Raw genomic sequence first — 26486 nt, 5'->3', positions numbered from 1 at the left:
TACACGACCGTTCGGTCGGTCCCGCGCCCCCGGACCTGCCGCAGCGCACCAAGAATCACTAGTTTGTCTAATAATGCGTATGCTTACCACGACATCCTGACCCGCCTCCGAGAGGGCGCCTCCGTGCCGACCACATCCTGGGAACTCCGACTGCGAGCGCTCGCAACCTTCCTGGCCCTCGAGGGCCGGGAACCCGCTGTCCGTGCCGCGGTCCCCGGCGAGCATCGGCTCGCGCTCTGGCTCGACGAGCAGCGCAGATCGGCGCATGCGGGTCGGCTTTCCGCTGACCGCACGGAGCAGCTGCGTGCCGCCGGGCTCCTGGCGTCCCCGACGCAGGGCGGGCCGACCAAGGGCGGCGTGGCCTGGCTGAAGATCGCGAGCATCGCTGGATTCCTCGAGGAGGAGGGGCGCCTGCCGTCCCTGGCGGCGCCGAGGTCGGCGGGCGAGAAGCGCCTGGCGGCATGGCTGCACGCGCAGTCGACCGGGGGCACCAGGGATGCGGACGTCGCCGTCGCACTCCGCGCGATCCTCGACGTCGCCGGCGCCGACCGGGCCCCGTCCCTCGCACACGTCGGCTGAATCCCGGGTCCCGCCTCGGCGCCGCCCTTACGCAGAGAGCGGGCCGGTGGTATTTTCGGCTCATCGGCGGCGCGTTCGCGACAGGCTACCCCGACGTCGAGGGGAGCCCCGGGCGGTCTGCGTCGCCCGAGGGAGAACCATGGAGAGCCTGATGGCGGCAGGCGGCAAAGCCACGGTGGCGCTGGTCTCGGACGACCTGCAGCACCTGGAGTGGATCGAGCGAGCGTGCATCACACCCGAGGACGCGTACTCCGTCCTCGCCGCCAGCCGCCGCCTCTCCCGTGGACGCCCCTACGCGATCCTCGTCGACATGACGAACATCGTCGCCCTTCCCCCCGGTGCGCGCGCCGTCTTCAATGCCGAGTCCCTCGTCGTGGCGGCCGCCCTCCTGGGCGACGGGCCCATGGACGAGGTGCTGGCCGCGGGCGCGTGCAGGGCCATCCATCCCACCCGGTACTTCACCTCCGAAGCGAGTGCGCTCGCGTGGCTGCGCGCCTTCCTGGTGGAGGCCGATCTGCCGTTCGCGGACCCCCGGTTCCGTTGACTGCCCCTCGCCGACCTCCCTATACTGAACGAACGGTCGGTAAATAAGCCGGGCGGTCCAGATGAGCGAGGTAGGCACGATGACGGCTACAGCGATGAATGCAGGAACGCACACGGACCACGACGTCGAGGGCGAGAGGCTGTTCAACGACCTCATCGCGCAGGACTCACGCATCGAGCCGCGTGACTGGATGCCGGCCGACTACCGCAAGTCGCTCACCCGCCAGATCTCTCAGCACGCGCACTCCGAGATCATCGGCATGCAGCCGGAGGCGAACTGGATCACGCGCGCACCGTCGCTCAAGCGCAAGGCCGTGCTGATGGCGAAGGTCCAGGACGAGGCGGGTCACGGCCTCTACCTCTACTCGGCCGCCGAGACCCTGGGGACGCCCCGGGACCAGATGACCGAGGATCTCATCGCCGGCAAGGCCCGGTACTCGAGCATCTTCAACTACCCCGTCCTCACCTGGGCCGACATCGGCGCGATCGGGTGGCTCGTCGACGGAGCCGCCATCTGCAACCAGGTCCCGCTGTGCCGGGCGTCCTACGGCCCGTACGGCCGGGCGATGGTGCGCATCTGCAAGGAGGAGTCGTTCCACCAGCGGCAGGGGTTCGAGATCCTCCTCGAGCTCGCCAACGGGACCCCCGCCCAGCGGGCGATGGCGCAGGACGCCGTCGACCGCTGGTATGCGCCCTCACTCATGATGTTCGGGCCCCCCGACGAGGATTCGCCCAACTCGCAGAAGTCGATGGAGTGGAACATCAAGCGCTTCTCCAACGACGAGCTGCGCTCGCGCTTCGTGGGCATGATGGTCGAGCAGATCAAGGTCCTCGGGCTCGAGCTGCCGGACAAGGACGTGCGCTACGACGAGGAGACGGGGCGCTGGCACCACGGACCCCTCGACTGGAACGAGTTCAAGGAGGTCCTCGCCGGCCGTGGGCCCTGCAACGCGCAGCGCATGGAGCGGCGCCGCGAGGCCCACGAGGAAGGCGCCTGGGTCCGCGAGGCCGCAGCGGCTTACGCGCAGAAGCAGGCCCTGAAGCACGGGAAGGCGGCCTAGATGACCGGCGGATCGACGACGGGCGACGACGGCGCGAAGGCACCGGCGTCGGGCCCGCAGGAGACACGCGCCGCCTGGCCGCTGTGGGAGGTGTTCGTCCGTTCGTCCCGGGGCCTCTCGCATGTCCACGCGGGGTCGCTGCACGCCCCCGACGCCGAGATGGCCGTCCGCAACGCCCGTGACCTCTACACGCGCCGCAACGAGGGCGTCAGCCTGTGGGTGGTCCCGGCGTCGTCCATCATCACCAGCGATCCCGATGCGAAGGACCGTTTCTTCGAGTCACCGCAGGGCAAGGACTACCGCCACGCCACGTACTACACCAAGAGCGAGGGAGTGAAGCACCTGTGAGCGAGGCGAACGCCAGTGCCACGCGCATCACGCCGGGCAACGCACTGCGGCCCGAGGACATCGCGCTCCTGGACACCAAACCCGGCGACGCCGTCGGGCAGTACGCGCTCGGGCTGGGCGACGACGCGCTGATCCTGGCCCAGCGGCTCGGCTGGTGGATCTCCCGGGCACCGGAGCTCGAGGAGGACGTGGCCCTCGCCAACATCGCACTGGACCAGATCGGCCACGCCCGGTCCTTCCTCACCTATGCCGGACGGGCGTGGGACAGGACCGAGGACGACCTCGCGTACTTCCGGCGGGAGCCCGAGTTCCGCTCCGTGCACCTGGTCGAGCAGCCCAACGGGGACTTCGCCCGCACGATCGCCCGGCAGCTCGTCGTCTCGCTCTACCAGTGGGAGCTCTACTCCCGCCTCGTGGACTCGACCGACACGACGATCGCCGCGATCGCCGCGAAGGCCGTCAAGGAGGTCGACTACCACCGCGACCACAGCATCCAGTGGGTCGTGCGCCTCGCGCTCGGTACCGACGAGTCGCGCCGCAGGATGATCGCCGGCCTCAAGCTCACCTGGCCCTACGTGGACGAACTGTTCGCCGACCACCCCCTGATCGATGAGATCGACGGCGCGGGGGTCCGCCCGAGCACCCTCCGTGCGCCCTTCGACGCGGCGATCCAGGCGGTCCTCGACGAGGCGGACCTCGAGCGCCCCGCCGTCCCCGGTGCCGTCGGTGGCGGCCGGTCGGGACGCCACAGCGAGCACCTCGGGTACATCCTCGCCGAGATGCAGGTGCTGGCCCGCGAGCATCTTGGTGCGTCGTGGTAGCGCTGGCGGACCTGCGCCGAACCGCTGCCGATGCCGCCGTCTGGGACATCGCGGCCACCATCTGCGACCCGGAGATCCCCGTCCTCACCATCGAGGACCTGGGTGTGCTGAGGGACGCGCACGTCACGGAGACGGGGCAGGCCGTCGTCACCATCACGCCCACCTATTCGGGCTGCCCGGCGATGGATGCCATCCGCGACGACGTGACCACGGCGCTCCGCGCGTCCGGGTACGACGACGTCGCGGTCCGCCTAGTCCTCGCGCCCGCCTGGACCACGGACTGGATGAGCGACGGCGGCAAGGCCAAGCTCGCGGAGTACGGTATCGCGCCCCCGACGGGCACGGCGGCAGCCGGTCCCGTGCGGATCGGCCTGAGCGTCAAGTGCCCCCAGTGCTCCTCGTTGAACACGCGCGAGATGACGCGCTTCGGCTCCACGTCCTGCAAGGCCCTGTACGTCTGCAACGACTGCAGGGAACCCTTCGACTACTTCAAGGTGCACTGATGGCCGTTGTCCTCGCCCCCTCGACGAAGCGGCGCAGCGCCTTCTCCAGCCTGACCGTGCGGGAGGTCCGCCGCCTGACGGAGGACGCCGTCGAGGTCACGCTCGACGTCCCGGAAGAACTGCAGGACCGCTACGACTACCTGCCGGGCCAGTACGTGGCCCTTCGCGCGACGCTCGACGTCGACGGCGAACCGAAGGAGGTGCGCCGCAGCTACTCGATCTGCGCCGACCCGCGCCCCGGGGAGCTCCGCGTCGCAGTGAAGCGCGATCTCGGCGGGATCTTCTCCACCTGGGTGAACGAGTCCCTGAAGGCGGGGGACACTCTGGAGGTCATGAGTCCGCTCGGACAGTTCACGCCGCGCACCACGCCGGGCCAGGCGGCCGTCTCGCTCGTAGCCGTCGCCGCGGGGTCGGGCATCACCCCGGTGCTCTCGATCGCCCGGTCCATGCTGGCCACCGGTCCGCACGTCCGGTTCGATCTCATCTACGCGAACCGGGCCGCGATGGACGTCATGTTCCTCGAGGAACTGGCTGACCTGAAGGACCGCTACCCCTCGCGCTTCGCACTGCACCACGTCCTGTCCCGTGAACAGCGCATCTCGCCGCTGCTCACGGGCAGGATCGACGCGGAGAAGCTGGAGAGACTGCTCGGCACCGTCCTTGCTGCCGAGCGCGTCGACGAGTGGTTCCTCTGCGGCCCGTTCGAACTCGTGCAGCTGTGCCGCGACTCGCTCGCGGAGCGCGGCGTGCCGGCGGACAGGGTGCGCTTCGAACTGTTCACCACGGGCGAGCCCACCCGGCCCGAGGGGAGCATCGGACGCCCCGTGGCCCCCGCCGACGCCGGCCAGAACTACAGCATCTCCTTCAACCTCGACGGGCTGAAGGGGAGTGTCCAGAGCCCCACGCACGCGCGCGAGTCCATCCTCAACGCGGCGCTGCGCGTGCGGCCCGACGTGCCGTTCGCCTGTGCGGGCGGGGTCTGCGGGACCTGCCGCGCCAAGGTCGTCGAGGGGACGGTGGAGATGGAGGAGAACTACGCCCTCGAACCCGACGAGGTGGCGAACGGGTTCGTCCTCACCTGCCAGGCACACCCGACCAGCGATTCCGTCTCCGTCGACTACGACGCCTAGGAGGAACCATGCCTGCATCACCGACCACGACGCCGGCCGGGACCGGCGCCGGCATGATCCGGCTCGCCGTCGCGGACGGCGTCGCGGAGATCGTCCTCGACGCCCCCTACCGGCTCAACGCCGTCGACGAGTCGGCGCTCGCCGACCTCTCGGCCGCCTACGACGACGCCGCTGCCGGGGTCCGAGACGGCACGGTCCGGGCCCTCGTCCTGCGGGGTGAGGGGCGCGCCTTCTGCGCAGGCCGGGATCTCGGCTCCATCGAACCCGGGACCGACGACGCCCATGGCTTCCTCGACGCCGCCCTGACGCCGCTGCTGCGGAAGATGGCGGAGTTCCCCGCTCCGACGTTCGCTGCCGCCCACGGTGCGTGCCTCGGGGTCGGGCTGGGTCTGCTGATCGCCACGGACGTCGTCTACGTCGCGGAGAACGCGAAGATCGGGTCCCCGTTCGCCAACCTCGGCCTCGCCCTCGACTCGGGCGGGCACTGGCTGTTCACGGAGCGGCTCGGTCCGCACCGCGCCCTCGACCTCATGTACACGGGGGATCTCCTGACCGGCGCCGAGGCCGTGGCCGGCGGGCTCTTCAGCCGTGCGGTACCGGCGGCCGACCTGCTCGAGCTGACGCGGACGAAGGCCGCCCGTGCCGCCCGCGGACCGCTGCAGGCCCTCGTCGCCTCCAAGCAGTTGGTCGGCCGGATCCGTGACGAGCGCCTCGGGCTGTGGCAGGCCATCAGCGGCGAGAACGATGTGCAGGGCGTCCTCGGCGCCTCCGACGACTACCGCGAGGGCCTGGAGGCATTCCGGGAGAAGCGGGCGCCGCGCTTCGGAGCCTGACGCCGGAAGGCCCGGGTGTCGCGTGCCATGGACGACGCTGTCCGTTCCACTTCGGCTGCCGTTCCGCCCGCACCCGGCTCGAGGACGACCGTCGGGCTGCCCGAGCCGGCGCAGTCGGGCTGCCCGAGCCGGCGCAGTCCGGGCGCAGGCGGTGTCCGCCGACATTGGCCAGCCGACCGTGCGTGGGCGAGGCCGTGGCGTCCGCCGCCCCGCGGACCTTTCCGCAACCGCCGCCCAGGCGGGCGGGTAGAGCAGGACGTGTCCGCTGCGACTCCTCAGCCGCACGACGTGGACGGTCATCCAGTCGGCCAGCACCAGCAGGGCGGGCGGCCCGACCCGTGCGAGCATGTCCCGACCGGGCGGAGCGGAAGGGTCCCGCCCGGTCGGGATGCGCTGGAACGACGGTTTGACGCTCCGTCCGACGCGGTCCTAGCGGGCCGGACGCCGGGTGAAGACCAGGTGCACGACCCCCTGCGGGGAAGGGGTCGCTTCGATGTCGAAGCGCTGTTCGAGTCCTTCGAGCGAGTCCCAGAGCCGCTCGCCCCGCCCCAGGACGATCGGGACGAGGACGATGTGCAGGTGGTCGATCAGATCGGCCTCGAGGAACTGCCGGACCGTGCTGACACCCCCGCCGATCCGGACGTCGAGGTCACCGGCCAGGGCGCGGGCCTGCTCGAGCGCCGAGACGGGATCGGCGTCGACGAAGAAGAAGGTCGTCCCGCCGTCCATCTCGAGTGCCGGCCGGGGGTGATGGGTCAGGACGACGACAGGGGTGTGGAAGACGGGGTCATCACCCCACCAGCCCTTCCATTCCTCGTCCTCCCAGGGGCCGCGGTGCGGGCCGAATTTGTTGCGGCCCATGATCTCCACGCCGATCCCGGGCCGCCACGCGCCGGCGAACGCGTCGTCGACACCGAGGGACCCCTTTGATTCTCCGTGGATGCCCATGTCGCGGAAGGTGCGCGTCTCGACCGCCCACTCCATCAACCGTGAATCTGCGTGACCGAAGGGTGCGTCGAGCCGCTGGCCCTCACCGGTGCCGAAGCCGTCGAGGGAGACCGAGAAGTTGTGCACGCGGACGAGGGACATGTCATCTCCTGGGGTGCTTGCCGTGCGCGGCCGCCGGATGGTGGTCGATGCACGACCGACGATGACAGAAGGACGCCGCGATGTACACGGAACCGCGTGGTGAGCTGCCCGTCACGGGGCCGACGATGGACGCTGCCCGCCCCATGGGGCAGGATGCTCCCATGGGGAACAGATGGGGAGTCGCCGCTGTCGGCTGGGCCGCTCTCCTGCTGACCGGCTGCACCGTCCCGTCCTTCTCCGAGGACGAGAAGCTCGAGATGCGGGAGAGTGCCAGCGGGTTCCAGAAGGCCATCCTGGAGGATCTGGTGGTAACCGCTACCGAGTACCGCGACGCGGTCGGCGCGACCCGCGCTTGCGTCCAGGAGAAGGGATGGGGCGTCGGACCTATCGAGCAGGACGGCAAGCAGTTGGGCTTCCAGTCCTCCTTCACCGGCGACGGCCCCCCTGCCGATGACGTGACGAGGGATTGCTATGACGAGTACCTGACCTTCGTCGGCTCCATCTGGGTGTCCCAGCGCACCCCACTGACCGGATAGACACCTCCGGTCCGGGCCCGTACGGGTCCGATGCGGCGCGGAACGGGGAATCCCGGGCTGCTTGCCCCGCACCATCCCCCTCCGGCACTCGTGGTACCGCGGACCGGCGGGCATACTGGCGTATGAGCGAGTTCACCGGACGCTTCGGACTGGACCTGGACCATCTGGTGCCCGGAGTCCTGCGCTTCGAACGGGACGGCTCGTTCGTGCTCGAACTCGACGGCCCCATCCTCGGGCCCGAGCAACCGGACGGGTCGGGGCCCGACAGGGTGTCGCCCGGCGGAGACCCGGACGACGTCGCCGATCCCGTACCCCGGGACATCCTCGGCTCTCTTGCGGACGGCCGACCCGTCACCCTCTTCGATGCCGTCGTGGAGGCTCCGTCCTTGCCCCCGTCATCGGTGAGGCCGACGTTCCACGGCTCCATGTCCCTCGCTGGAGCACACGTACGCGGTGACCGCGACCTCGTTGCCGGCATCAGGTGGACCTGGCTTCTGCCGGTGGGTGCGGCCCTCCGGCGGGAACAGTCCTCGGAGCCGGTCGCCGGCTCGATCCCGGGAGTCCTCGAAGGATGGGGTTCCGACGACCGGGCGGGTCTCCAGTTCTCCGCCGGCAGGGCGACACCACTCCGGCGGCTGCGTCATCAGGTGCAGCACTCCTGCAGCCAGCTCCTGGGTCTGTGGAGCGGCCAGGACGTTCCAGGAGTGGCCCACACCGAGGTGCGTGTCGGGAACCGCTGGTGTGTCCTTCGGAGTCGAGGCAGCGAGCCCGTTCCCCTCGCTCGCAGCAGCTTCCTGCCGGTCCAGGATTTCTCCGTGGCCGTGTTCGCCGCCTGGATACCCCTCGCGCACATCGTCGATCCCGTGCCGTTCCTCCTCACCGGCCCGACGGGACCCCGGCAGCTCGACGCTTTGGTCCTGGCAACAGCACTCGAAGGCCTTCATCGTCGGCTGTACCTGGAGGGGGTCCGCTTCGAGGGCGTCGGCCAGCGCGCCGTGGAGCGTGCAGCGAGGCAGGCGCGACAGGCAGGCGTGGAGGTACTGCTCTCGGAAGGATTCCCCGACGAGGACAAGGCGCACGCCGTCTTCAGGGAGACCCTGCGGCACCTCAACCAGATGACCTACCAGGATCGGGCTCGCGAACTGCTCGAACCCGTACGACTCATGGTTCCCGGTCTCTTCGGCCCCGACCTGGTGCAGTGGATCGCGATGGTGACGAGGATCCGCGATCATCAGAGCCATCACCTGGCCATCGAGTTCGACGAGCCGCCGACGGCCCTCTACGACGCGGCAGCCGAGAGCAGCCGCTGGGCCCTGCTCCTGCGGATCCTGCTCGAACTCAACCCTGGCTACGATTTCCCGTCGCACCTCGCGCAATCGCCCGGGTTCTCCGCCGCACTCGCCCGCATCGATCGGACAGGGCTATGGCCGGGATTCTCCGCTCTCGCTGCATTCCGCACCTCCGTCAGGGGCAGCCGCGGCAGGCCGGCCTGAGCAGCGAGGGACGCAGGGCGCAGGAGAGCACAGCCGATAGTCCGTTCCCGTCGGCCCGTCGCGTCAGGACCGGGCGGTGCGCGCAGTTCCAGCCGTCGCGGAACTGCCCAGGTCACTTCCCGGAAGTGCCTGATGCGCGGCGAGGGCCGTGGTCCACGCCTCGGTCGTGGCGACGGCCGCCCAGTTGGAGTTCAGCAGCGCGAGCAGTGTCGTGTGGACGGTCTTCGCATCAGCGAAACCGGCATCGTTGGCGATGTTGATGGCGCCGGTCGCGTCGGCGAGGACCTCGGTGGAGAGCCCGAGGGCTTCGGCTTCGACAGCTGAGGCGAGGATGCAGTTGTTGGTCATGTACCCGACGAGGGTGACCGTGTCGACGTCGTTCTCCCGCAACCAGCCGGCGAGGTCCGTGTCCGCGTAGACGGAGCCGTACTGCTTCACCACGCCCTTCCACGCGTCGGTGCGCCGGCCCTCGATCTCGGGGTGCAGGGCGAAGCCGGGTGTGTCGGGGGCGAAGACCGGAGCGCCTTCGCCGGCCGTGTGCTGGATGACCGCGACCGGGATCCCGGCGTCGGCAGCGGCATCGACGGCCGCCGCGATACGCGGCAGCGACTGCTGGTGCGGGGGGTACTGGATCTCGAGGGGGTCGGCGAAGTACTGCTGCTGGACATCGACGAGGACGAGGGCGCGGCGAGGGGTGCTCATGGGGACGTTTCTCCTGGCTCATGGTGGTGCTGGTCTGCGGTCGCTGACGGACCTGCAGTCCATCCTTCCTCCGGTGGCAGTTCGGAGCGAGTGGCACGCAGGCCCGGTTACGATGAATTCGGGCCAATCGGGGAGGTGCGCATGCGGATCGCGGTGTACGCGTTCGACGGCGTCACGATGTTCCATCTCGCCGTGCCGCAGATGGTGTTCGACGAAGTCACGCGCCAGGGCCTCGCCGAGTGGACGACCGTCCTGTTCTCCGACGAGCCCGGCTCGGTACTCACGGCGGAGGGCTACCGGCTGGCAGGCATCTCCGGGCCGGGCGTCGCTGCCGAGGCGGACATCGTGGTGGTCCCTTCCTGGTTCGACGACGGCCGCGGGGTGAGTGAGGTCCTGCGCACCGTGCTGCAGGAATCCCACGGACGGAACGCACCGGTCCTCGGACTGTGCCTCGGGGCCATCGCGGTGGCGGACGCAGGACTGCTGTCCGGCCGGCGCGCCGTGACGCACTGGCAGGCCTTCGACACACTGGCGGGACGGCATCCGGACATCACCCTCGATCGGGCCGTGCTCTACATCGATCACGGGGACGTCATGACCTCGGCGGGCACGGCATCCGGTCTGGACGCGTGTCTCCACCTCGTGCGCGAGCGGCTCGGGGCCGATGCCGCCAACCGGGTGGCCCGCAGTCTCGTCGTCGCCCCGCACCGTGAGGGCGGCCAGGCCCAGTACATCGAGCACCCGGTTCCCCGGAGCCTGGCCGGCGATCCGATCGCGGACCTCCTCGAATGGATCCTGGGGCACCTCCGCGAGGCCCTTCCCATCGACCGGCTCGCAGGCCAGGCGCACATGAGCCGCCGCACCTTCGTCCGCGCGTTCCGCACGGCGACCGGCACGACACCGTCGGCCTGGATCCGTTCGCGCCGCCTCGACGCCGCCCGGAGGCTCCTGGAGACGACGGAGCTGTCCGTGGACCAGATCGCGGCGACCTGCGGCTTCGGGAACGCCGTCACCCTCCGACAGAACTTCGCGGCCACCTTCTCGACCACCCCGACCGCCTACCGGCGCCACTTCTCGACGCGTCGGACCGCTGATGTGCCCGGCGGCGACCTCCCGCACTGAGCGGCAGCACGACACGCAGCGGGATCCCTGTGCGATCCCGCCCGGCCGGCGGGGTCGTTCCCGGGGGACGGGCACCGGGGGAAGGGGGGGGTCAGCGGGTGTCGAGGTCCTCGAAGACGAGGAAGGTCTGGGTGTCGAGCACCCCGGGCATCGACTGCAGCTGGTCGAAGATCACGCGCCGCAACCCGACGTTGTCCTCCGCCCGCACCAGCAGGATCACGTCGAAGTCACCTCCGACCAGGGCGATGTGGTGGATCTCCGGGATGCTCCTGAGGATGTCCCGGAGCTCGCGCCAGGAGTGCTGCCGCACCTTCAGGGTGACGTAGGCGGACGACCGCAGGCCGGCCTTGGCGGGATCGATGATGGCCGTGAACCGTGTCAGGACGCCGTCCTCGGTCAGCTTCGCGATGCGAGAGTACGCATGCGCCCGCGAGATGTGCACCCGCTCGGCGACGGAGGTGACCGACTGCCGGCCGTCCCTGGTCAGCTCGGCGAGGATCTTCCGGTCGACGTCGTCGAGGGGGCCATCCACCACGTGTCCACGCTCCTTCGCGTAATGCAGGTCACACTCGCCTATTCGTCCACAGAATATCCTCTTTCGCCCGTGATGATCCACACTTTGCGGACCCCGTGGATACAAAAGGTGGCTGCTGACCATACTTGACCTACACAGCATCCAGTGCCGGAGCTATCGCCCGGCGCACGGTAGGAGCGCCGCCGCAGCGGCACATGATGGAGGCGGGATGAGTACGGCAACGAATGGTGGCCGCGGCAGCATGCTGGGGGGAGCGTCCGACGGCGGTGCCGCACCGGCAGCCGACCGGGCGCTGCTGCCCTCGGCGGAGCCGGTACAGCTGGTGGACCCCGACGGACAGCACAACCACGACGACAGGTACCCGCTGCCCGACGGTGAGCAGCTGCTCGGCGCCTTCGGGCGCCTCGTCGCCGGCCGCCGCATCAACGACCAGGCGAACGCCCTCGTGCGCCAGGGGCGCATGGCCGTCTACCCCTCCTCCCACGGACAGGAGGCCTGCCAGGTGGCGGCCGCCGTCGTCCTCGGGGCCGAGGACTGGCTGTTCCCCACCTATCGCGACACCGTCGCCGTCATCACGCGGGGAGTGGATCCCCTTCAGGTCCTCACGCTGCTGCGCGGAGACTGGCACGGCGGGTACGACCCGCACGAGCACCGCGTCGCGACGCAGGCGACACCACTCGCCACCCAGCTCCTGCACGCCGTCGGGGTGGCCCACGCGGCGAAGCTGCGCGGCGAGCCCACCGTGGTCCTGGCGATGTGCGGCGACGGCGCCACCAGTGAGGGCGACTTCCACGAGGCCCTCAACTTCGCCGCCGTGTTCCACGTCCCCGTGGTGTTCTTCATCCAGAACAACGAGTTCGCCATCTCCGTGCCGCTCAAGAACCAGACGGTGGCCCCCTCCCTCGCGCACAAGGCCATCGGCTACGGGATGCCGGGGGAGCGCGTGGACGGCAACGATCTCGCCGCCCTGCTCGCGGTGCTCGGCGCCGCCGTCGACCGCGCCCGCGACGGCGGTGGTCCTTCCCTGATCGAGGCCCACACGTACCGCATGCAGGCCCACACCAACGCCGACGACGCCACGCGCTACCGGTCGGCCGACGACGTGGAACGCTGGGTGCCCAGGGATCCGATCCTGCGGATGCGCACCTACCTGCGGGCACTGAACCTGCTCACGGACGAGGGCGAGCAGGCGTTCGCCGACCAGGCCAACGCGATCGCCGCCGCCATCCGCACGGGACTCAACACGGAGGTAGAGGTGAACCCGGCAGAGCTCTTCGAATACGTCTACACGGAGAAGACATCGCAGCTGCGCGAGCAGGCCGAGCAGTTGCGTGAGGAACTGGCGCGCGGCGCGGCGCCGGATGCGCCCGCCGACGGCGCCGGGGACCAGGGGGGCCAGCGATGACGCAGACCACGGAGGCTCCCGCCGCGGACCGCGCCGGACACGTCGCCGGATCCGTCCCCACACCACCGGCCAGGACCACCTCGACCTTCGCCAGGGCCCTCAATGCCGCCCTCGCGGACGCCATGGAGGCGGATCCGGCGGTGCTGATGTTCGGCGAGGACGTGGGCACCCTCGGCGGGGTCTTCCGCATCACCGACGGCCTGACGGCGAGATTCGGGGAGGAGCGCTGCTTCGACACGCCGCTCGCCGAGGCGGGCATCATGGGAATGGCCGTCGGCATGGCGATGAACGGCATGAAGCCGGTCGTCGAGATGCAGTTCGACGCGTTCGCCTACCCGGCGTTCGAGCAGGTGGTCAGCCACGTCGCGAAGATGCCGAACCGCACCCGCGGGAAGGTGCGCCTGCCCATCGTCATCCGGATCCCGTACGCCGGCGGCATCGGTGGCGTCGAGCACCACTGCGACTCCTCCGAGGCCTACTACGCCCACACACCCGGCCTCACCGTCCTGGCCCCCGCGACCGTGCACGACGCCTACCTGATGCTGCGGGAGGCCATCACCTCCCCGGACCCGGTGGTGTTCCTCGAACCGAAGAAGCTGTACTGGTCCAAGGAGGAGGTGGACCTCGCCGAACTCCGCCGGACGTTCGACGACGGGGAGGCACCCCGGCGCATCGGCCGCGCCGTCGTCGCCCGCCAGGGTACCGATGCGACCCTCATCAGCTACGGTCCGTCCGTCCCGACGGCCCTCGCCGCCGCCGCGGCCGCCGCCGAGGAGGGCCGGTCGATCGAGGTCATCGACCTCCGCTCGATCGTCCCGTTCGACGACGAGACGGTGTGCGAGAGCGTCCGCCGCACCGGACGGGCAGTCGTCGTCGCCGAGGCCCCGGGCTTCGCGTCCGTGGCCTCGGAGATCGTGGCGCGGGTCCAGGAACGCTGCTTCCACTCGCTCGCCGCACCCGTGCTGCGGGTCACGGGGTTCGACATCCCGTATCCCTCGCCGAAGCTCGAGCACTTCTACCTGCCGAGCGTCGATCGCATCCTCGACGCCGTCGATGACCTGCAGTGGGAGGACTGACATGAGCGCACAGACCGTCAGCCCGCAACTCCTCGTCTTCGCGCTCCCCGATCTCGGGGAGGGCCTGACCGAGGCGGAGCTGGTGTCCTGGCTCGTCGCGGAGGGCGATACCGTCGCCGTCGACCAGCCCGTCGCCGAGGTGGAGACCGCCAAGTCCGTGGTCGAGGTCCCGTCCCCCTTCGCCGGCACCGTGGCCGTGCTGCACGGCAGGCCGGGCGAGGTGCTCGACGTCGGAGCGCCCTTCCTGTCGGTCCGTCCGGAAGGTTCCGAGACGCCGGTCCCCGATCCGGCCGCCGCCGGAGGGAAGGCCGTCGCGGATGCCGCGGCCGCCCTGCGGGAGGACGCGGGCGTCCCGACGTCGGCCACCAGCGGGAACGACGCTCCGCCCGTGGATGCCGGCGGGTCGGGGAACGTGCTGATCGGCTACGGAACCCCCGGCGGTCTCGCCGGAGGGCGGACGCGTCCGCGCAAGCAAGCCGCGGCAGTTGCCCGGGCTGCCGCAACCCCACCTGCCCCCACGACGACGACCGTCCAGGCCGAACCGGTGCCATCCCCGGCACCCGCCGGCGGCAGGGCTCCAATCTGCGTGTCCCCGCTGGTCCGCAAGCTGGCCCGGGACCGTGGGCTGCGCCTCGACGCCATCAGCGGAACGGGGGAGGCAGGGCTCATCCTGCGCCGCGACGTCGAGCAGGCCATCGCGGCGCGAACGGATGGACCGCCCAGCAGCCCGGAGCCCGGGCCGGCCGTCGACGCCGCTCCCGGGCGGACGTCCTCCCCGCCCGATACCCGCTCCGGGCTCACCGTCCTCGAGCGCACCCCGCTGCGCGGAGTACGCCGCACCATCGCGGACGCGATGACCCGCAGCCGGCGCGAGATCCCCGAGGCGACCGTCTGGGTCGACGTCGACGTCACGCCCCTCGTCGAGCTGCGCGAGGCGATGAAGCGCCGCACGCCCGATGCCGTCCCGGGCATCCTGGCCTTCGTGGCACGCTTCGTGGTCGCAGGCCTCGCCCGGTATCCGGAGCTGAACAGCCGGATCGCAACCGCGGACGACGGCTCGCAGGAAGTGGTGCGCGTGGACGGAGTCAACCTCGGCATCGCCGCGCAGACGGACCGGGGGCTCATGGTTCCCAGCGTCCGCCGGGCGGACACCCTGTCGGCACGCGAGCTCGACGCCGAGATCCGCCGCCTCGCGACCCTGGCCCGCGAGGGGAGGGCGACGCCGACGGACCTGTCCTCCGGCACGTTCACCCTCAACAACTACGGGGTGTTCGGCGTCGACGGCAGCGCGGCCATCATCAACCATCCGGAGTCGGCCATCCTCGGCATGGGCAGGATCATCGACCGACCCTGGGTGGTCGACGGCGCTCTCGCCGTGCGGAAGGTGAGCGAGCTGACGCTGGCCTTCGACCACCGGGTGTGCGACGGCGGTACGGCGGGCGGGTTCCTCCGCTTCGTCGCGGACGCCCTGGAGAACCCGGGAGGGATGCTCGCCGACCTGTAGCGGTCGGACTCAGGCGTCGTCGGGGTTCCCGAGCAGCCCGCGCTGGGCGAGGTCTGCCTCGGGGGAGGACTCCTCCGGCAGGGGATCCGTGGCCGGCGGGACATCCTCCGGGACGTAGTCCTTCAGGCCCAGGGCCACTTCCTCACGCTCGGTCGCCAGGGCCAGGGCGTCGTCGTCCACGTGGTCGTCGGACTTCCCGTGCGTCGCCCGTGACGGACGAGGCAGGGCGTCGTTGTCGGGGTTGAGGTCGTCCAGCGTCGGGAACTCTTCATTGATGTCAGCCATGACTCCACCCTAGGAGCCGGGTCCCGCGGGGTCGATGCCGTGAATACCGGGCAGCGGCCTTCCTCTCGGGTGGCCGCCGTCCTATGATCCGCCCGTCGGCGGCGGGTCCCCCGGCGCGCAGCGTCCCCGGACGACCGTAGGGTGGAGTTGGTGATCGAGTCTATGAATGCTGCCCCTGACGGAACGACGAGCACGCGGGACGGCTTCGTCCGGGTGCGGGGTGCCGGCGAGAACAACCTGCGCGGGATCGACGTCGACTGCCCCCGGGACGCCGTCGTCGCCTTCACGGGCGTCTCGGGCTCGGGGAAGTCCTCGCTCGCGTTCGGGACCATCTACGCGGAAGCGCAGCGCCGCTACCTCGAATCCGTCGCGCCCTACGCGCGCAGGCTCATCCAGCAGGGGCACACCCCCCACGTCGGGTCGATCACCGGGCTTCCTCCCGCCGTCGCCCTGCAGCAACGCCGCGGCACTCCGAGCGTGCGCTCCACCGTGGGGACCCTCACCACCATCTCGAACTCCCTCCGCATGCTGTACTCACGGGCCGGAACTTACCCGGCGGCCGCAGCAGGCCGGCTGGAGTCGGACGCCTTCTCACCCAACACGGCCTCAGGAGCCTGTCCCCGCTGCCACGGGCTCGGCATCGCCCGCGACGTGACGGAGCAGACGCTCGTCCCGGACCCGTCCCTGTCCATCCGTGAGGGTGCGATCGCGGCCTGGCCCGGTGCATGGCAGGGCAAGAACCTCCGCGACGTCGTCAGTGAGCTCGGCCACGACATCGACGTGCCGTGGCGGGACCTGCCGGCGGCGGCGCGGACCTGGCTCCTGTTCACCGACGAGCAGCCCGTCGTCGAGGTGACGCCCCAGCGTGACCGTGTGGCGAAGCCCTACAAGGGACGCTTCTGGAGTGCGAAGAGCTACGTCATGCACACGCTGCACGACTCCAAGAGCCCCCAGATGCGCGATCGCGTCCTGCCCTTCATGGTGTCCGGGCCCTGTGGGCTGTGCGGGGGCAGCGGCCTGCGTCCCGAAGCGCTCGCAGTGACGTTCGGAGGACTCACGATCGCGGACGCGAATGCCCTGCCGCTCGCCGATCTGGCCGCCCACCTCGAGCCGGCGGCGACGATCGAGCATCCCTCGGCCGCCCACCGGTCCTCCACGTCGGGGGAGGGCACGGAGGTGTCCGCCACCATCAGTCGCGACCTCGTCCAGCGGCTGGACGTCCTGGTCGACCTTGGCCTAGGGTACCTCAGCCTCAGCCGGGCGACGCCGACCCTCTCCCCGGGCGAGATGCAGCGACTGCGGATCGCCACGCAGCTCCGGTCCGGCCTCTTCGGTGTCGTCTACGTGCTCGACGAGCCGTCGGCCGGACTGCACCCCGCCGACGTCGAGCCGCTCCTCGCCGTGCTGGAAGCCCTGAAGGACGCGGGGAACACCGTCTTCGTGGTCGAGCACAACATGGACGTGGTCCGGCGGTCGGACTGGATCGTCGATGTCGGTCCGCTCGCCGGGGAGGGCGGCGGCACCATCATCTACAGCGGTCCCGCCGACGGGCTCGCGGATGTCCCGGAATCACTGACGGCCCCGTTCCTGTCCGGGACAGCACCGTCCGACGCCGCGCAGGCCGAGCCACGGACGCCCTCGGCCTGGCTGCGGCTGGAGGGAATCCACCGCCACAACCTGGCGGGGCTCGACGCCGACATCCCGGTGGGCGTCCTGACGGCCGTCACCGGTGTCTCCGGTTCCGGCAAGTCCACCCTGGTGAGCGCGGTCCTCGCCGACGCGGTCGGACGGCACGTCCGCAACGACACGCCGGCGGACGGCGAGGCGGGCGACGACGCCGGTGATGCCTCCACCGCGGTCGGGGACATCCGGGGGCTGGAATCCATCGACCGGCTGGTCAGCGTGAACCAGAAGCCGATCGGCAGGACACCGCGTTCCAACCTGGCCACCTACACGGGCCTTTTCGACGCCGTGCGGAAGGCTTTCGCGGCGACGCCCGAGGCGACGGCGAGGGGCTTCGGAGCAGGCCGGTTCTCCTTCAACGTGCAGGGCGGCCGGTGCGAGACCTGCCAGGGCGAGGGCTTTGTGTCGGTCGAGCTGCTCTTCCTGCCCGGCAGCTACGGGCCCTGCCCCACGTGCCACGGTGCCCGCTACAACGAGGAGACCCTGGCGGTCACCCTCGACGGACGCAGCATCGCCGACGTCCTCGGGATGACGGTCGACGACGCGGCGGTCTTCCTCGGCGCCGTCCCGGGCGCGGCCCGCTCCCTCGCCACGCTCCGCGAGGTCGGGCTCGGGTACCTGCGGCTGGGCCAGCCGGCCACCGAGCTGTCCGGCGGAGAGGCCCAGCGCATCAAGCTGGCCACCGAACTGCAGCGTGCTCGGCGCGGCCACACGCTCTACCTGCTCGACGAACCCACCACGGGGCTGCATCCGGCCGACGTCGTCCTGCTCCTCGCCCAGCTGCGGAAGCTCGTGGACGCCGGCAACACAGTGGTCGTCGTGGAGCACACGATGGCCGTCGTGGCGGCCGCCGACTGGGTGATCGACCTCGGCCCGGGCGGAGGCTCGGCCGGAGGGAGGATCGTCGCCACCGGTACTCCGAGGGATCTCGCCGCCCTCGACCCGGGCACGAGCATCACCGCGCCCTACCTCGCGGCCCATCTCGGGGGACGACAGCGGGCGTCGTGACGGCGGGACCGGTCTCCTACACCAGGGCCGGGGCGAAGTCGTCCTGCACCTGGACCGCCGGATCCAGGGACTGCCAGGCGGAGGCGAGGATGTCCACGGCGCGCCGGGTGTCCTCGAGGGGATAGCTGAAGGGGACGCGGAGGAAGCGCTCGAAGACCCCGCCGATGCCGAAGCGTGGACCGGCCCCGAGGAGCAGGCCCCGGTCCCGGGCGGCCAGGGCGAGCTGCGAGCTGACCGGTGCGCCGAGGTTCACCCACGTGCACAGGCCGCCCGCCACGTGGGGGACCTCCCACCCGGGCAGCCGATCGGCCAGCAGCGATTCGAGGTGCCCGCGGCCCGCGGCGAGCTGCGTCGCGCGGAACCGGAGGAGCTCGTCGTACGTCCCGAGCATCTCGAGGGCCATGAGCTGTTCGAGGATGGGGGTGCCCAGGTCGGATGCGTACCGGAACTGCACGAGCCGCTGGATCAGGTCCTCCTCGCCGCGGATCCAGCCGATGCGCAGTCCGCCCCAGACGGTCTTGCCCATCGAACCGGTCAGCACGGCCGGACCATGCGCCGCGAGGGGGAGTTCGGACCGGCCGTCGATGGTCAGCTCCGCCATCGTCTCGTCCGCGATCACCACCGTCCCCTCCCGCGTGGCGGCGGCCATCAGACGCGCGCGCTGCGCGGCCGGCATGACCGCGCCGGTGGGGTTGTGGAAGTCGGGCATGACGTACGCCAGCGCGGGCCGGGTCCGTCGGAAGGCCTGCTCGAGGCCGTCCTCGTCCCAGCCCCGGTGCGCATCGACCGCGACGGGGACGAGGCGGCGCCCGGCCGACTTCAGGGCCTCGTAGGCGTGCGGGTAGCTGGGTGCCTCCACGAGCGCCGTGTCGGACCGCCCCATCAGGGTGCGCGCGAGCAGGGAGATGGCGTGCTGGGCGCCGAGGGTGACCATGATCTGCCCCGGCCGTGTCGGCAGACCGCGGGCGGAATACCGGTCCGCGAGGGCCTGCCGGAGCCGCGGCAGGCCGAGCGGGTCGTAACCGTTCCCGTTGAGGTAGGCGGGAAGCTCGCGTGATGCCCTGGCCGCGGCCTCACCGACCTGCGGTGCCGCCGGCAGTGCCGCCTTGCTGAAGTCGAGCACGACGGCGGCGCCGCCGTCGTCCTGCGGGGGAGCCCCGCGCCCCGGCATGGTCACGACGCTTCCGGAGCCGCGCGTGCTCTCGAGGTACCCGGCCGATCTCAGCCGTGCGTAGGCCGCCGCGACCAGGGTCCTGCTGACGGTGAGCTGCGCCGCGAGTTCACGCTCCGCCGGCAGCCGGGTGCCGAGCGGGATCCGCCCGTCGAGGGTGAGCAGCCGGATACGGTCCGCCAGGGCGACGTAGGCGGGGCCGACGGTCCGCCAGGAACCGAGTTCGGCGGCGAGGCGGCGGGCGGGGAGAACCATCATGGGGCCACCATCCCACAATTGGCATCTTGATGTACGGCCAATCAGAGGCTCTACTGGGACCATGACGTTCCTCGGCGCCCGGCGCGGGCTGCAGCTCCTCCTCGGCCTGTTCCTCTACGGCTTCTCGCTCGCCATGATGATCCGGGCAACGCTCGGGGTGTCGCCCTGGGACGTCCTGAGCCAGGGCGGCTCCCTGCAGACCGGCATCCCGTTCGGTTTCATGACCAACATCATCGGCGGGATCGTGCTGGTGCTCTGGATACCGCTACGGCAACGTCCCGGCGTCGGCACCATCCTCAACGTCCTGCTCGTCGGTCCGAGCGCCGAGGTGGGACTGGCGCTCCTGGACGAGCCGAACGCGCTGTGGGCCAGGGTCCTGCTCTTCACGGGCGGGCTGGTGCTCCTCGCCGTGGCGACCGGCCTGTACATCGGCGCGCGCCTCGGCCCCGGCCCCCGCGACGGCCTCATGACCGGTATCCACCAGCGGTTCGGGCTGCCGATCTGGCTCGTCCGCACGGCGATCGAGGGTACGGTCCTCCTGCTCGGCTGGCTGCTCGGAGGGTCCGTAGGTCTCGGCACGGTGGCGTTCGCCCTCCTCATCGGTCCGCTGGTCAATGTCGCATTGCTGCTCTTCCGGATCCCCGAGCGTCCCCGCCCGGCCCGCGAGGCCGTGGTCGCGGGCTCCTGAGCGCCGGCGTCCTTTCCGGCGCCTGAGCCTCTCGGGTGGAGGACGGGCGCGGACCTAGACTGGTAGTCCTGCCGCCACCGAGAGGATCCCATGACCACCGATGTCCCCAGCACCGAGACCCGCAGCCCCTGGCGCGAACTCGGAGAGGGTATCCACGTGCTGCGCACCGCCGGGTTCGGACTGAACGTGGGGCTCGTCGTCGGCACGGAGCGGGCGCTCGTCGTCGACACCGGTGCGGGTCCCCTGGGCGCCGCGGAGGTGTTCCGGCACATCCGGGACGTCACCGCGCTGCCCCTGATCGTGGTGAACACCCACGCCCACGCTGACCACTTCTTCGGCAACAGCTACTTCGCCTCCCAGGGTGTCGAGGAGTTCTGGGCGACGTCGCGCTGCAGCGCGGTGCAGGCGGAGCACGGGGACGAGCAGCGTGCGCTGGTCGCCGCCGTCGAGCCAGCGATGGGGGCGGCGGACGGCGACTCCACCGATCTCCTGCCGGCCAATCGGCTCGTCGAGGGCAAGCCCGCGGACCTGGACCTCGGCGGCGTGTCCGTGACGCTGTTCCACCTGGGCCGGGGCCACACCGACCACGACCTCCTGGTCGGCGCGGGCAACGTCCTCTTCACCGGCGACCTCGTTGAGGAGGGCGGCGACCCGGCCTTCGAGGATTCCTTCCCCACGGATTGGGTGCGGACGCTCGGCAAGATGGTGGCGCTGGAGGATCTCTACGACGTGTTCGTGCCCGGGCACGGTCGGCCGGTCTCCGTGGCCGAGGTGGTCACCCAGATGAACAAGATGCGCAGCGCGGTCCGCGTGACGCGCCTCGCCATGGACGAGGCGTCCGTGGACATGACCAAGGCCATCCCGATCCTGCCCTACGGCCCCGAGCAGTCGCGGGCCCTGCTGATCCGCCTGCGGACCCTGGCGCACTGGAAGTGGCTGGCGCGCAAGCACTAGGCACGCGCGCACGACGGCGCGCGGAGCGGCCTCAGGCGGAGGTGCCGAAGACCGTCCGGTCGAGGAAATCGTTGCGGAACTTACCCGAGGGGTCCAGGCGCAGGGCCAGCCTGCGGAAGTCGTCGAACCGGGGATAGGCGGGTGCGAGCTGGTCCGCGCCGGCCAGGAACAGCTTGCCCCAGTGGGGGCGGACCGACAGCGGTGCGAGTGCGGCCTCGATCTCGGGCAGGAGCGCCTCGACTTCCGGCTGCAGCGGCTTCCACGTGAAGTGCAGGCCGATGCCGTCCCGCTGGTAGTTGTTGCTCATCCAGAGCTCGTCCGCGGCCATCGACCGCACCTCCGAGACCAGCAGCAGCGGCGTGATCCTGGGTGCGAGGGCACGCATGGCCTCGATGGCCTCGACGGCGTGCTCGCGACCCACGAGGTACTCGGTCTGCAGTTCCTGGCCGTTGCTGGGTGTGAAGGCGAGGCGGAAGTGGGCGAGCCGGTCCGACCATGGTCCGGGAACGCCGAGCTGCTGCGTGCAGTGGTCCGCGGCGACGCCCGGTACCGGGTGGTATGCCCGGTCCGCCGGCGCACCCCCGTAGAACGTCCCGGGTACCGGTGTACCGCTGTCCGTCCTGGTCTTGAGCCAGGCCTGCCCGATGGTGTCGCTGGACCAGTCCGTGAAGAGGCTGACGCTGTAGGCGGAGGAGATCGCGGCGTCGTAGTCCGCGAGGACGGCGTCCCACGGCACCTCGGTGAACACGTCCTGGCGTACGTCGAAGGACGGTTCGATGCGCAGGGTCACGCGATGGACGACGCCGAGCGCACCGAGGCCCACCACCATGCCGTCGAAGTCGGCGTCACCCTTGGCCACGGTGAGCACGTCGCCGGACGCCGTCACGAGCTCGAGCCCGACGACGGCGGTGGCGAGGTTGCCGTTGGCGTTCCCGGAGCCGTGGGTGGCAGTGGCGATGGCGCCGCCGACCGAGATGTGGGGGAGCGAGGCCAGGTTGTGGATCGCGAAGCCGTGCCGCTGCAGGTGTTCCGCGAGGACGCCGTAGCGCACGCCCGCCGCAACCGTGACGGTGAGCGCGTCGGCGTCGATCTCGACCCCCGGATCGAGGACGTCCAGGGCGATGAGGGTCCCCGGGGTGTCGGCGATGTCGTTGAAGGAGTGGCGCGAGCCGAGTGCCCTGACGCGGTCGGCTCCGGCCACGGCACGCTGCAGCTCCGCGAGGGAGGTGGGGTGCTCCATCGTCCGGGCGCGGTACTCGTAATTGCCCGCCCAGTTGAGCCGGTCCCGTACCTGTTCCTCGATCATGGTGGTCCTTGTCTGCCCGGTGTCGCGACGATGGGAGAGGTGCTGCGCACTCCGTCCGCACAGGGTGCCCGCCTATCCTACAACGTTGTAGACTCACCTCACGCGTGGCGTACAGGGCATCACGGGTGGATCGAGGGAGCGGCATGGCGGCCACACTGAAGGACGTTGCGCTGGCGGCCGGTGTCTCGATCAAGACCGTCTCCAATGTCATCAACGACTACCAGCACATCCGCGCCGACACGAAGCAGCGGGTCATGGAGGCCATCGCCGAGCTCGGCTACAGCCCCAATCTCTCGGCGCGCAGCCTGCGCTCGGGCAGGACCGGCGTCATCGGTCTCGCCGTCCCGGAGCTCTCGCTGAGCTACTTCGCCGAACTCGCGGGTTCGATCATCAAGGCTGCCGAGCGCCGTGGACTCAAGGTCCTCATCGAGCAGACGGGCGGGGACCGCTCCCACGAACTCGAGATCCTTTCCAGCCCGCGGCTCCAGATGACCGACGGCCTGCTGTTCAGCCCCCTCGGCATGTCGAACGAGGATGCCCACCATCTGAACGTGAACTTCCCGCTCGTCCTCCTCGGTGAGCGGATCTTCGGCGGCCCCACCGACCACGTCACCATGAGCAACGTGGAGTCGGCGCGGGCCGCGACCGCGCACCTGCTCTCCAAGGGGCGGCGCCGCATCGCCGTCGTCGGTGCGCACGAGGGCGAGGTCATCGGCTCGGCGGGACTCCGGCTGCAGGGCTACCGGCAGGCCCTCGAGGAGGCGGGCATCGCGTTCGAGCCCGAACTCGTGGCCTATACGACGTTCTGGCACCGGGCCAACGGCGCCCGGTCCATGCGGGAACTGCTCGAGGCCGGCGTCGCGTTCGACGCCGTGTTCGGCATGAACGACACCCTGGCCCTCGGGGCGATGCGCGTCCTGCAGGAGGCGGGCCGAAGGATTCCCGACGACGTCGCCGTCATGGGGTTCGACGACCTCGACGAGGGTCGGTATTCACTGCCCACCCTCTCCACGATCGACCCCGGCCGGGACGAGATCGCGGACACGGCCGTGCGTGTGCTGCAGGAGCGCATCTCCGGACGGGACGGAGAGTCGCCGCCCCGGGAGTTCGAGGCCCGGTTCCAGGTCATCGAACGGGAGTCCTCGGCGCTTCCCGCCTGACGCTCCTGCAGCAATCGAAAATATCCCCCCGGATGCTTGACAGGTACCGTCCCCACTCTGCATGCTTCTTTCTACATCGTTTACCTACAACGATGTAAACCACGGAACCGACACTTGCGGAAGCCCCCTCCCAGGGAGGTGGACTGCAGGACGGCGGACCCGGATCAAGGAAGATTCGAGCGGGCGCAGCACCTGTGCCCCGGTGATCCTCCTCCCTGCAGCACCCGGACCGGCCGCCCCTCGGGGCGGACCACGGTGGAATCCCACCGCGAGAGGAAGCAAGAGATATGAAAGCCAAGTTCCTGGCAACGGCCGGCATCGTCGCCGCCACTGCCGTAGCACTGACCGGCTGCTCCGGAGGAAGCGGAAGCGGCGGCGGCGGCTCCGAGGAAGCCTCCTGCACCAACACCATCGTCAACGCCGAGGCGCCCCAGGTCACCGTCTGGGCCTGGTACCCCGCGTTCAACGAGGTCGTCGACCAGTTCAACAACGCCAACGACGACGTCCAGATCTGCTGGACCAACGCGGGCCAGGGCAACGACGAGTACACGAAGTTCTCCACCTCCATCGAGTCCGGTTCCGGTGCCCCCGACGTCATCCAGCTCGAATCGGAGGTCCTCTCCAGCTTCACCATCCGCGATGCGCTCGTGGACCTCACCGAATTCGGCGCCGACGACGTCAAGGCGGACTACGCCGAGGGCGCCTGGGAAGACGCGAGCAGCGGCGACGCCGTCTACGCCATCCCCGTCGACGGCGGACCCATGGGCATGATCTACCGCCAGGACCTCTTCGACGCCGCGGGCATCGCGGTTCCCACCACGTGGGAGGAGTTCGAGGCAGTGGCCCGGAAGCTGAAGGAATCCGGCAGCGACGCGGTCATCGGCGACTTCCCGACCAACGGCCGCGCCTTCAACCAGGCGCTCTTCGCCCAGGCAGGGTCCGTGCCGTTCGAGTACGACTCCGCGAACCCGCAGGAGATCGGCATCAACGTCAACGACGACGGTGCCAAGAAGGTCCTGGAGTACTGGGACGGCCTCGTGAAGGACGGCCTCGTCGCGACCGACGACGCCTTCACCGCCGACTACAACACCAAGCTCGTCGACGGCTCCTACGCCGTCTACCTCGCCGCGGCCTGGGGTCCCGGCTACCTGCAGGGGCTGTCCGACGCCGATCCGACCGCCGTCTGGCGCGCGGCACCGCTCCCGCAGTGGGACGCTGCCAACCCCGTCCAGGTGAACTGGGGCGGCTCCACCTTCGCCGTGACGGAACAGGCGAAGGACAAGGAGCTCGCTGCGAAGGTCGCCATGGGCATCTTCGGCAACGAGGAGGGCATGAACCTCGGTGTGGACAAGGGAGCACTCTTCCCGTCCTACGCACCGGTCCTCGACTCCCCGGAATTCGCCGACAAGGAGTACGAGTTCTTCGGCGGACAGCAGATCAACAAGGACGTGTTCCTCGATGCTGCTGCAGGCTACGAGGGAGCGACCTTCAGCCCGTTCCAGAACTACGCCTACGACCAGCTCACCGAGCAGCTCTACGCGATGGTGCAGGGCGAGAAGGACGCCGGCCAGGCACTCGACGACCTCCAGGCAGCGCTCGAGCAGTACGCGACCGAGCAGGGCTTCACCGTGAAGTAGCCGTCCGGGGAGGTGCCCACGGAGACCGTGGGCACCTCCCCGCCCGGTCCGCTCCCGAGGGGACCGATCCACCGTGACAACCGCCAGCCCGAGGAAAGACATTTCATGGCTACGACCACCGCGCCGACGTCGTCCCACCGCGCCGAGGCCCCCCAGCAGGTCAAGCACCGTCCCGACAGGAACTACCGGCGCAGGCAGCGCTGGGGATGGCTGTTCGTGGCGCCCTTCGCCCTCATCTTCCTGACCTTCCTCATCCTGCCCCTGGTCTTCGCGTTCCGGATGAGCCTGTTCACCAGCACCCTCGCGACCGGCAACAAGTTCGTCGGCGCAGACAACTACCTCAAGGCGTTCTCCGACCCGATCTTCCTCGAGGGCCTCGGAACAGTGGCGAAGTTCGCCCTGGTCATGATCCCGGCCCAGATGCTCGTGGCCCTCGTCGCTGCCCTCGTCCTCGACAACCTCGCCACCTGGGCCTCGAAGTTCTCCCGCCTGATGATCTTCATCCCCTACGCGATCCCCGTCGTCATCGGTGCCCTGATGTGGGGCTTCCTCTACAGCCCGCGGTTCGGTCCGGCCAGCAGTATCTTCGGCCTCTTCGGACTCGCCGCGCCGGAATTCCTGGCACAGGACAACATCTTCGGCAGCCTCGTGAACATCGTCACCTGGCAGTGGGCCGGCTACTACATGATCATCATCTACGCGGCACTCCGAGGTATCGACCCCGGGATCTACGAGGCGGCGGTGCTCGACGGCGCCTCCGACCGGCAGATCGCCCTGCGCATCAAGGTCCCCATGATCTCGTCGTCGCTGGTCATGGTGGTCATCTTCGCCCTGATCGGCACCCTCCAGTTCTTCACCGAACCGCAGGTCCTGAGGGGGGTGGCGCAGGGAGCCATCCCGGTGTCGTACACACCGAACATGTATGCGTTCACGCTGGCCTTCTCCTACAGCCAGTTCAACTACGCCTCCGCCATCTCGTTCGCGCTCGGGATCGTCGTGTTCGTCTTCTCCTTCATCTTCCTCTTCCTGACCCGCAAGCAGAGCGGACTGAAATAA

The 26486-nt window shown here is 70.1% G+C and carries 26 protein-coding genes; 20 read left to right on the top strand and 6 right to left on the bottom strand.

From position 1 onward, the window contains the following. Positions 1 to 123: 123 nt before the first annotated feature. From ACX80L_RS01920 to ACX80L_RS01885, 8 genes are all read left to right on the top strand, one after another. The gene (locus ACX80L_RS01920; RefSeq protein WP_459287327.1) at positions 124 to 579 is read left to right on the top strand and encodes a helicase associated domain-containing protein; all 456 of its coding nucleotides are present in this window, start codon (positions 124 to 126) and stop codon (positions 577 to 579) included. Between the two features lie 139 nt (positions 580 to 718). Then, a complete protein-coding gene (locus ACX80L_RS01915; RefSeq protein ID WP_133081136.1) occupies positions 719 to 1123 on the top strand; it encodes a DUF7793 family protein in 405 nt (134 codons plus the stop codon). 94 nt (positions 1124 to 1217) lie between these two features. Next, complete coding sequence (paaA, locus tag ACX80L_RS01910) at positions 1218 to 2183, top strand: 1,2-phenylacetyl-CoA epoxidase subunit PaaA (protein ID WP_459288072.1); 966 nt, start codon at positions 1218 to 1220, stop codon at positions 2181 to 2183. Next, a complete protein-coding gene (paaB, locus tag ACX80L_RS01905) occupies positions 2184 to 2531 on the top strand; it encodes a 1,2-phenylacetyl-CoA epoxidase subunit PaaB (protein WP_133081134.1) in 348 nt (115 codons plus the stop codon). Next, a complete protein-coding gene (gene paaC, locus ACX80L_RS01900; RefSeq protein ID WP_459287325.1) occupies positions 2528 to 3352 on the top strand; it encodes a 1,2-phenylacetyl-CoA epoxidase subunit PaaC in 825 nt (274 codons plus the stop codon). Before paaB ends, paaC begins: the two co-directional genes overlap by 4 nt. Further along, the gene (gene paaD / locus ACX80L_RS01895; protein WP_459287323.1) at positions 3346 to 3855 is read left to right on the top strand and encodes a 1,2-phenylacetyl-CoA epoxidase subunit PaaD; all 510 of its coding nucleotides are present in this window, start codon (positions 3346 to 3348) and stop codon (positions 3853 to 3855) included. Before paaC ends, paaD begins: the two co-directional genes overlap by 7 nt. Continuing rightward, positions 3855 to 4985, top strand: coding sequence for a 1,2-phenylacetyl-CoA epoxidase subunit PaaE (gene paaE, locus ACX80L_RS01890; protein WP_459287321.1), 1131 nt, complete (start codon positions 3855 to 3857; stop codon positions 4983 to 4985). Before paaD ends, paaE begins: the two co-directional genes overlap by 1 nt. Before the next feature lie 53 nt (positions 4986 to 5038). Then, on the top strand, positions 5039 to 5818 hold the full coding sequence (locus ACX80L_RS01885; protein WP_133081567.1) for an enoyl-CoA hydratase-related protein: 780 nt from the start codon (positions 5039 to 5041) through the stop codon (positions 5816 to 5818). A 429-nt stretch (positions 5819 to 6247) separates the two neighbouring features. Here ACX80L_RS01885 and ACX80L_RS01880 read toward each other — a convergent pair whose 3' ends face one another. Next, positions 6248 to 6907, bottom strand: a complete 660-nt coding sequence (locus ACX80L_RS01880) for a dihydrofolate reductase family protein (protein WP_459287319.1) — start codon at positions 6905 to 6907, stop codon at positions 6248 to 6250. A gap of 80 nt (positions 6908 to 6987) precedes the next feature. Between ACX80L_RS01880 and ACX80L_RS01875 the strand changes: the two genes are divergently transcribed. Both ACX80L_RS01875 and ACX80L_RS01870 read left to right on the top strand, forming a co-directional pair. After that, entirely contained in the window at positions 6988 to 7443 is a 456-nt protein-coding gene (locus ACX80L_RS01875; RefSeq protein ID WP_459267291.1) for a hypothetical protein, read from the top strand. A 122-nt stretch (positions 7444 to 7565) separates the two neighbouring features. Beyond that, the gene (locus ACX80L_RS01870) at positions 7566 to 8936 is read left to right on the top strand and encodes a HEPN domain-containing protein (RefSeq protein WP_459287317.1); all 1371 of its coding nucleotides are present in this window, start codon (positions 7566 to 7568) and stop codon (positions 8934 to 8936) included. Positions 8937 to 8999: 63 nt separating this feature from the next. Here ACX80L_RS01870 and ACX80L_RS01865 read toward each other — a convergent pair whose 3' ends face one another. Then, the gene (locus ACX80L_RS01865) at positions 9000 to 9638 is read right to left on the bottom strand and encodes an isochorismatase family protein (protein ID WP_459287315.1); all 639 of its coding nucleotides are present in this window, start codon (positions 9636 to 9638) and stop codon (positions 9000 to 9002) included. A 141-nt stretch (positions 9639 to 9779) separates the two neighbouring features. On the opposite strand from ACX80L_RS01865, the gene ACX80L_RS01860 reads away from it, so the two are divergent. Continuing rightward, on the top strand, positions 9780 to 10760 hold the full coding sequence (locus ACX80L_RS01860; protein ID WP_459287313.1) for a GlxA family transcriptional regulator: 981 nt from the start codon (positions 9780 to 9782) through the stop codon (positions 10758 to 10760). 91 nt (positions 10761 to 10851) lie between these two features. Here the strand turns inward: ACX80L_RS01860 and ACX80L_RS01855 are convergent, their stop codons facing one another. After that, complete coding sequence (locus ACX80L_RS01855) at positions 10852 to 11295, bottom strand: Lrp/AsnC family transcriptional regulator (protein WP_459287311.1); 444 nt, start codon at positions 11293 to 11295, stop codon at positions 10852 to 10854. A 241-nt stretch (positions 11296 to 11536) separates the two neighbouring features. Between ACX80L_RS01855 and pdhA the strand changes: the two genes are divergently transcribed. From pdhA to ACX80L_RS01840, 3 genes are read left to right on the top strand one after another with little or no spacing between them, the layout of a single operon-like run. Next, positions 11537 to 12700, top strand: coding sequence for a pyruvate dehydrogenase (acetyl-transferring) E1 component subunit alpha (gene pdhA / locus ACX80L_RS01850; RefSeq protein WP_133081566.1), 1164 nt, complete (start codon positions 11537 to 11539; stop codon positions 12698 to 12700). Beyond that, positions 12697 to 13776, top strand: a complete 1080-nt coding sequence (locus ACX80L_RS01845; RefSeq protein WP_459287309.1) for an alpha-ketoacid dehydrogenase subunit beta — start codon at positions 12697 to 12699, stop codon at positions 13774 to 13776. The genes pdhA and ACX80L_RS01845 overlap by 4 nt, the downstream gene beginning before the upstream one ends. Position 13777: 1 nt before the next feature. Next, complete coding sequence (locus ACX80L_RS01840) at positions 13778 to 15280, top strand: dihydrolipoamide acetyltransferase family protein (protein ID WP_459287307.1); 1503 nt, start codon at positions 13778 to 13780, stop codon at positions 15278 to 15280. 9 nt (positions 15281 to 15289) lie between these two features. Here ACX80L_RS01840 and ACX80L_RS01835 read toward each other — a convergent pair whose 3' ends face one another. Then, entirely contained in the window at positions 15290 to 15565 is a 276-nt protein-coding gene (locus ACX80L_RS01835; RefSeq protein WP_459267284.1) for a hypothetical protein, read from the bottom strand. A gap of 162 nt (positions 15566 to 15727) precedes the next feature. On the opposite strand from ACX80L_RS01835, the gene ACX80L_RS01830 reads away from it, so the two are divergent. Beyond that, positions 15728 to 18256 carry an excinuclease ABC subunit UvrA gene (locus tag ACX80L_RS01830; RefSeq protein ID WP_459288069.1) on the top strand — a complete coding sequence of 843 codons (2529 nt, stop codon included), beginning with the start codon at positions 15728 to 15730 and terminating at the stop codon, positions 18254 to 18256. A 16-nt stretch (positions 18257 to 18272) separates the two neighbouring features. Here ACX80L_RS01830 and yczR read toward each other — a convergent pair whose 3' ends face one another. Next, complete coding sequence (gene yczR / locus ACX80L_RS01825) at positions 18273 to 19685, bottom strand: MocR-like transcription factor YczR (protein WP_459287305.1); 1413 nt, start codon at positions 19683 to 19685, stop codon at positions 18273 to 18275. A 61-nt stretch (positions 19686 to 19746) separates the two neighbouring features. Here yczR and yczE point away from each other — a divergent pair, with 61 nt between their 5' ends. After that, complete coding sequence (yczE, locus tag ACX80L_RS01820; protein WP_459287303.1) at positions 19747 to 20373, top strand: membrane protein YczE; 627 nt, start codon at positions 19747 to 19749, stop codon at positions 20371 to 20373. A gap of 90 nt (positions 20374 to 20463) precedes the next feature. Next, positions 20464 to 21327, top strand: coding sequence for an MBL fold metallo-hydrolase (locus tag ACX80L_RS01815; RefSeq protein ID WP_208740283.1), 864 nt, complete (start codon positions 20464 to 20466; stop codon positions 21325 to 21327). Positions 21328 to 21358: 31 nt separating this feature from the next. On the opposite strand, the gene ACX80L_RS01810 is transcribed toward ACX80L_RS01815, so the two are convergent. Then, entirely contained in the window at positions 21359 to 22633 is a 1275-nt protein-coding gene (locus tag ACX80L_RS01810) for an FAD-binding protein (RefSeq protein ID WP_459287301.1), read from the bottom strand. Positions 22634 to 22776: 143 nt separating this feature from the next. Between ACX80L_RS01810 and ACX80L_RS01805 the strand changes: the two genes are divergently transcribed. The 3 genes from ACX80L_RS01805 to ACX80L_RS01795 all read left to right on the top strand — a co-directional run bounded on the left by ACX80L_RS01805 (position 22777) and on the right by ACX80L_RS01795 (position 26486). Beyond that, positions 22777 to 23793, top strand: coding sequence for a LacI family DNA-binding transcriptional regulator (locus tag ACX80L_RS01805; RefSeq protein WP_459287299.1), 1017 nt, complete (start codon positions 22777 to 22779; stop codon positions 23791 to 23793). Positions 23794 to 24080: 287 nt separating this feature from the next. Next, positions 24081 to 25430, top strand: coding sequence for an ABC transporter substrate-binding protein (locus ACX80L_RS01800; protein WP_459287297.1), 1350 nt, complete (start codon positions 24081 to 24083; stop codon positions 25428 to 25430). A gap of 105 nt (positions 25431 to 25535) precedes the next feature. Beyond that, positions 25536 to 26486, top strand: a complete 951-nt coding sequence (locus tag ACX80L_RS01795) for a carbohydrate ABC transporter permease (RefSeq protein WP_459267280.1) — start codon at positions 25536 to 25538, stop codon at positions 26484 to 26486.

It is taken from the genome of Arthrobacter sp. MDT1-48-3, assembly GCF_054511015.1.
Note: the sequence above shows the minus strand (reverse complement) of the source record. Positions and strands in the feature narration are given on the sequence as shown.

Excerpts from the sequence above, each read along its gene's own strand:
- ACX80L_RS01880 (WP_459287319.1), bottom strand. The coding sequence starts at position 6,907 with ATGTCCCTCGTCCGCGTGCACAACTTCTCGGTCTCCCTCGACGGCTTC.
- ACX80L_RS01840 (WP_459287307.1), top strand. The coding sequence starts at position 13,778 with ATGAGCGCACAGACCGTCAGCCCGCAACTCCTCGTCTTCGCGCTCCCC.
- ACX80L_RS01815 (WP_208740283.1), top strand. The coding sequence starts at position 20,464 with ATGACCACCGATGTCCCCAGCACCGAGACCCGCAGCCCCTGGCGCGAA.
- ACX80L_RS01835 (WP_459267284.1), bottom strand. The coding sequence starts at position 15,565 with ATGGCTGACATCAATGAAGAGTTCCCGACGCTGGACGACCTCAACCCC.
- yczE (WP_459287303.1), top strand. The coding sequence starts at position 19,747 with ATGACGTTCCTCGGCGCCCGGCGCGGGCTGCAGCTCCTCCTCGGCCTG.
- ACX80L_RS01885 (WP_133081567.1), top strand. The coding sequence starts at position 5,039 with ATGATCCGGCTCGCCGTCGCGGACGGCGTCGCGGAGATCGTCCTCGAC.
- ACX80L_RS01845 (WP_459287309.1), top strand. The coding sequence starts at position 12,697 with ATGACGCAGACCACGGAGGCTCCCGCCGCGGACCGCGCCGGACACGTC.
- pdhA (WP_133081566.1), top strand. The coding sequence starts at position 11,537 with ATGCTGGGGGGAGCGTCCGACGGCGGTGCCGCACCGGCAGCCGACCGG.
- ACX80L_RS01915 (WP_133081136.1), top strand. The coding sequence starts at position 719 with ATGGAGAGCCTGATGGCGGCAGGCGGCAAAGCCACGGTGGCGCTGGTC.
- ACX80L_RS01865 (WP_459287315.1), bottom strand. The coding sequence starts at position 9,638 with ATGAGCACCCCTCGCCGCGCCCTCGTCCTCGTCGATGTCCAGCAGCAG.
- ACX80L_RS01830 (WP_459288069.1), top strand. The coding sequence starts at position 15,728 with ATGAATGCTGCCCCTGACGGAACGACGAGCACGCGGGACGGCTTCGTC.
- paaB (WP_133081134.1), top strand. The coding sequence starts at position 2,184 with ATGACCGGCGGATCGACGACGGGCGACGACGGCGCGAAGGCACCGGCG.
- ACX80L_RS01870 (WP_459287317.1), top strand. The coding sequence starts at position 7,566 with ATGAGCGAGTTCACCGGACGCTTCGGACTGGACCTGGACCATCTGGTG.
- paaA (WP_459288072.1), top strand. The coding sequence starts at position 1,218 with ATGAATGCAGGAACGCACACGGACCACGACGTCGAGGGCGAGAGGCTG.
- ACX80L_RS01805 (WP_459287299.1), top strand. The coding sequence starts at position 22,777 with ATGGCGGCCACACTGAAGGACGTTGCGCTGGCGGCCGGTGTCTCGATC.
- ACX80L_RS01860 (WP_459287313.1), top strand. The coding sequence starts at position 9,780 with ATGCGGATCGCGGTGTACGCGTTCGACGGCGTCACGATGTTCCATCTC.
- ACX80L_RS01810 (WP_459287301.1), bottom strand. The coding sequence starts at position 22,633 with ATGATCGAGGAACAGGTACGGGACCGGCTCAACTGGGCGGGCAATTAC.
- ACX80L_RS01800 (WP_459287297.1), top strand. The coding sequence starts at position 24,081 with ATGAAAGCCAAGTTCCTGGCAACGGCCGGCATCGTCGCCGCCACTGCC.
- ACX80L_RS01795 (WP_459267280.1), top strand. The coding sequence starts at position 25,536 with ATGGCTACGACCACCGCGCCGACGTCGTCCCACCGCGCCGAGGCCCCC.
- yczR (WP_459287305.1), bottom strand. The coding sequence starts at position 19,685 with ATGATGGTTCTCCCCGCCCGCCGCCTCGCCGCCGAACTCGGTTCCTGG.
- ACX80L_RS01875 (WP_459267291.1), top strand. The coding sequence starts at position 6,988 with ATGTACACGGAACCGCGTGGTGAGCTGCCCGTCACGGGGCCGACGATG.
- paaE (WP_459287321.1), top strand. The coding sequence starts at position 3,855 with ATGGCCGTTGTCCTCGCCCCCTCGACGAAGCGGCGCAGCGCCTTCTCC.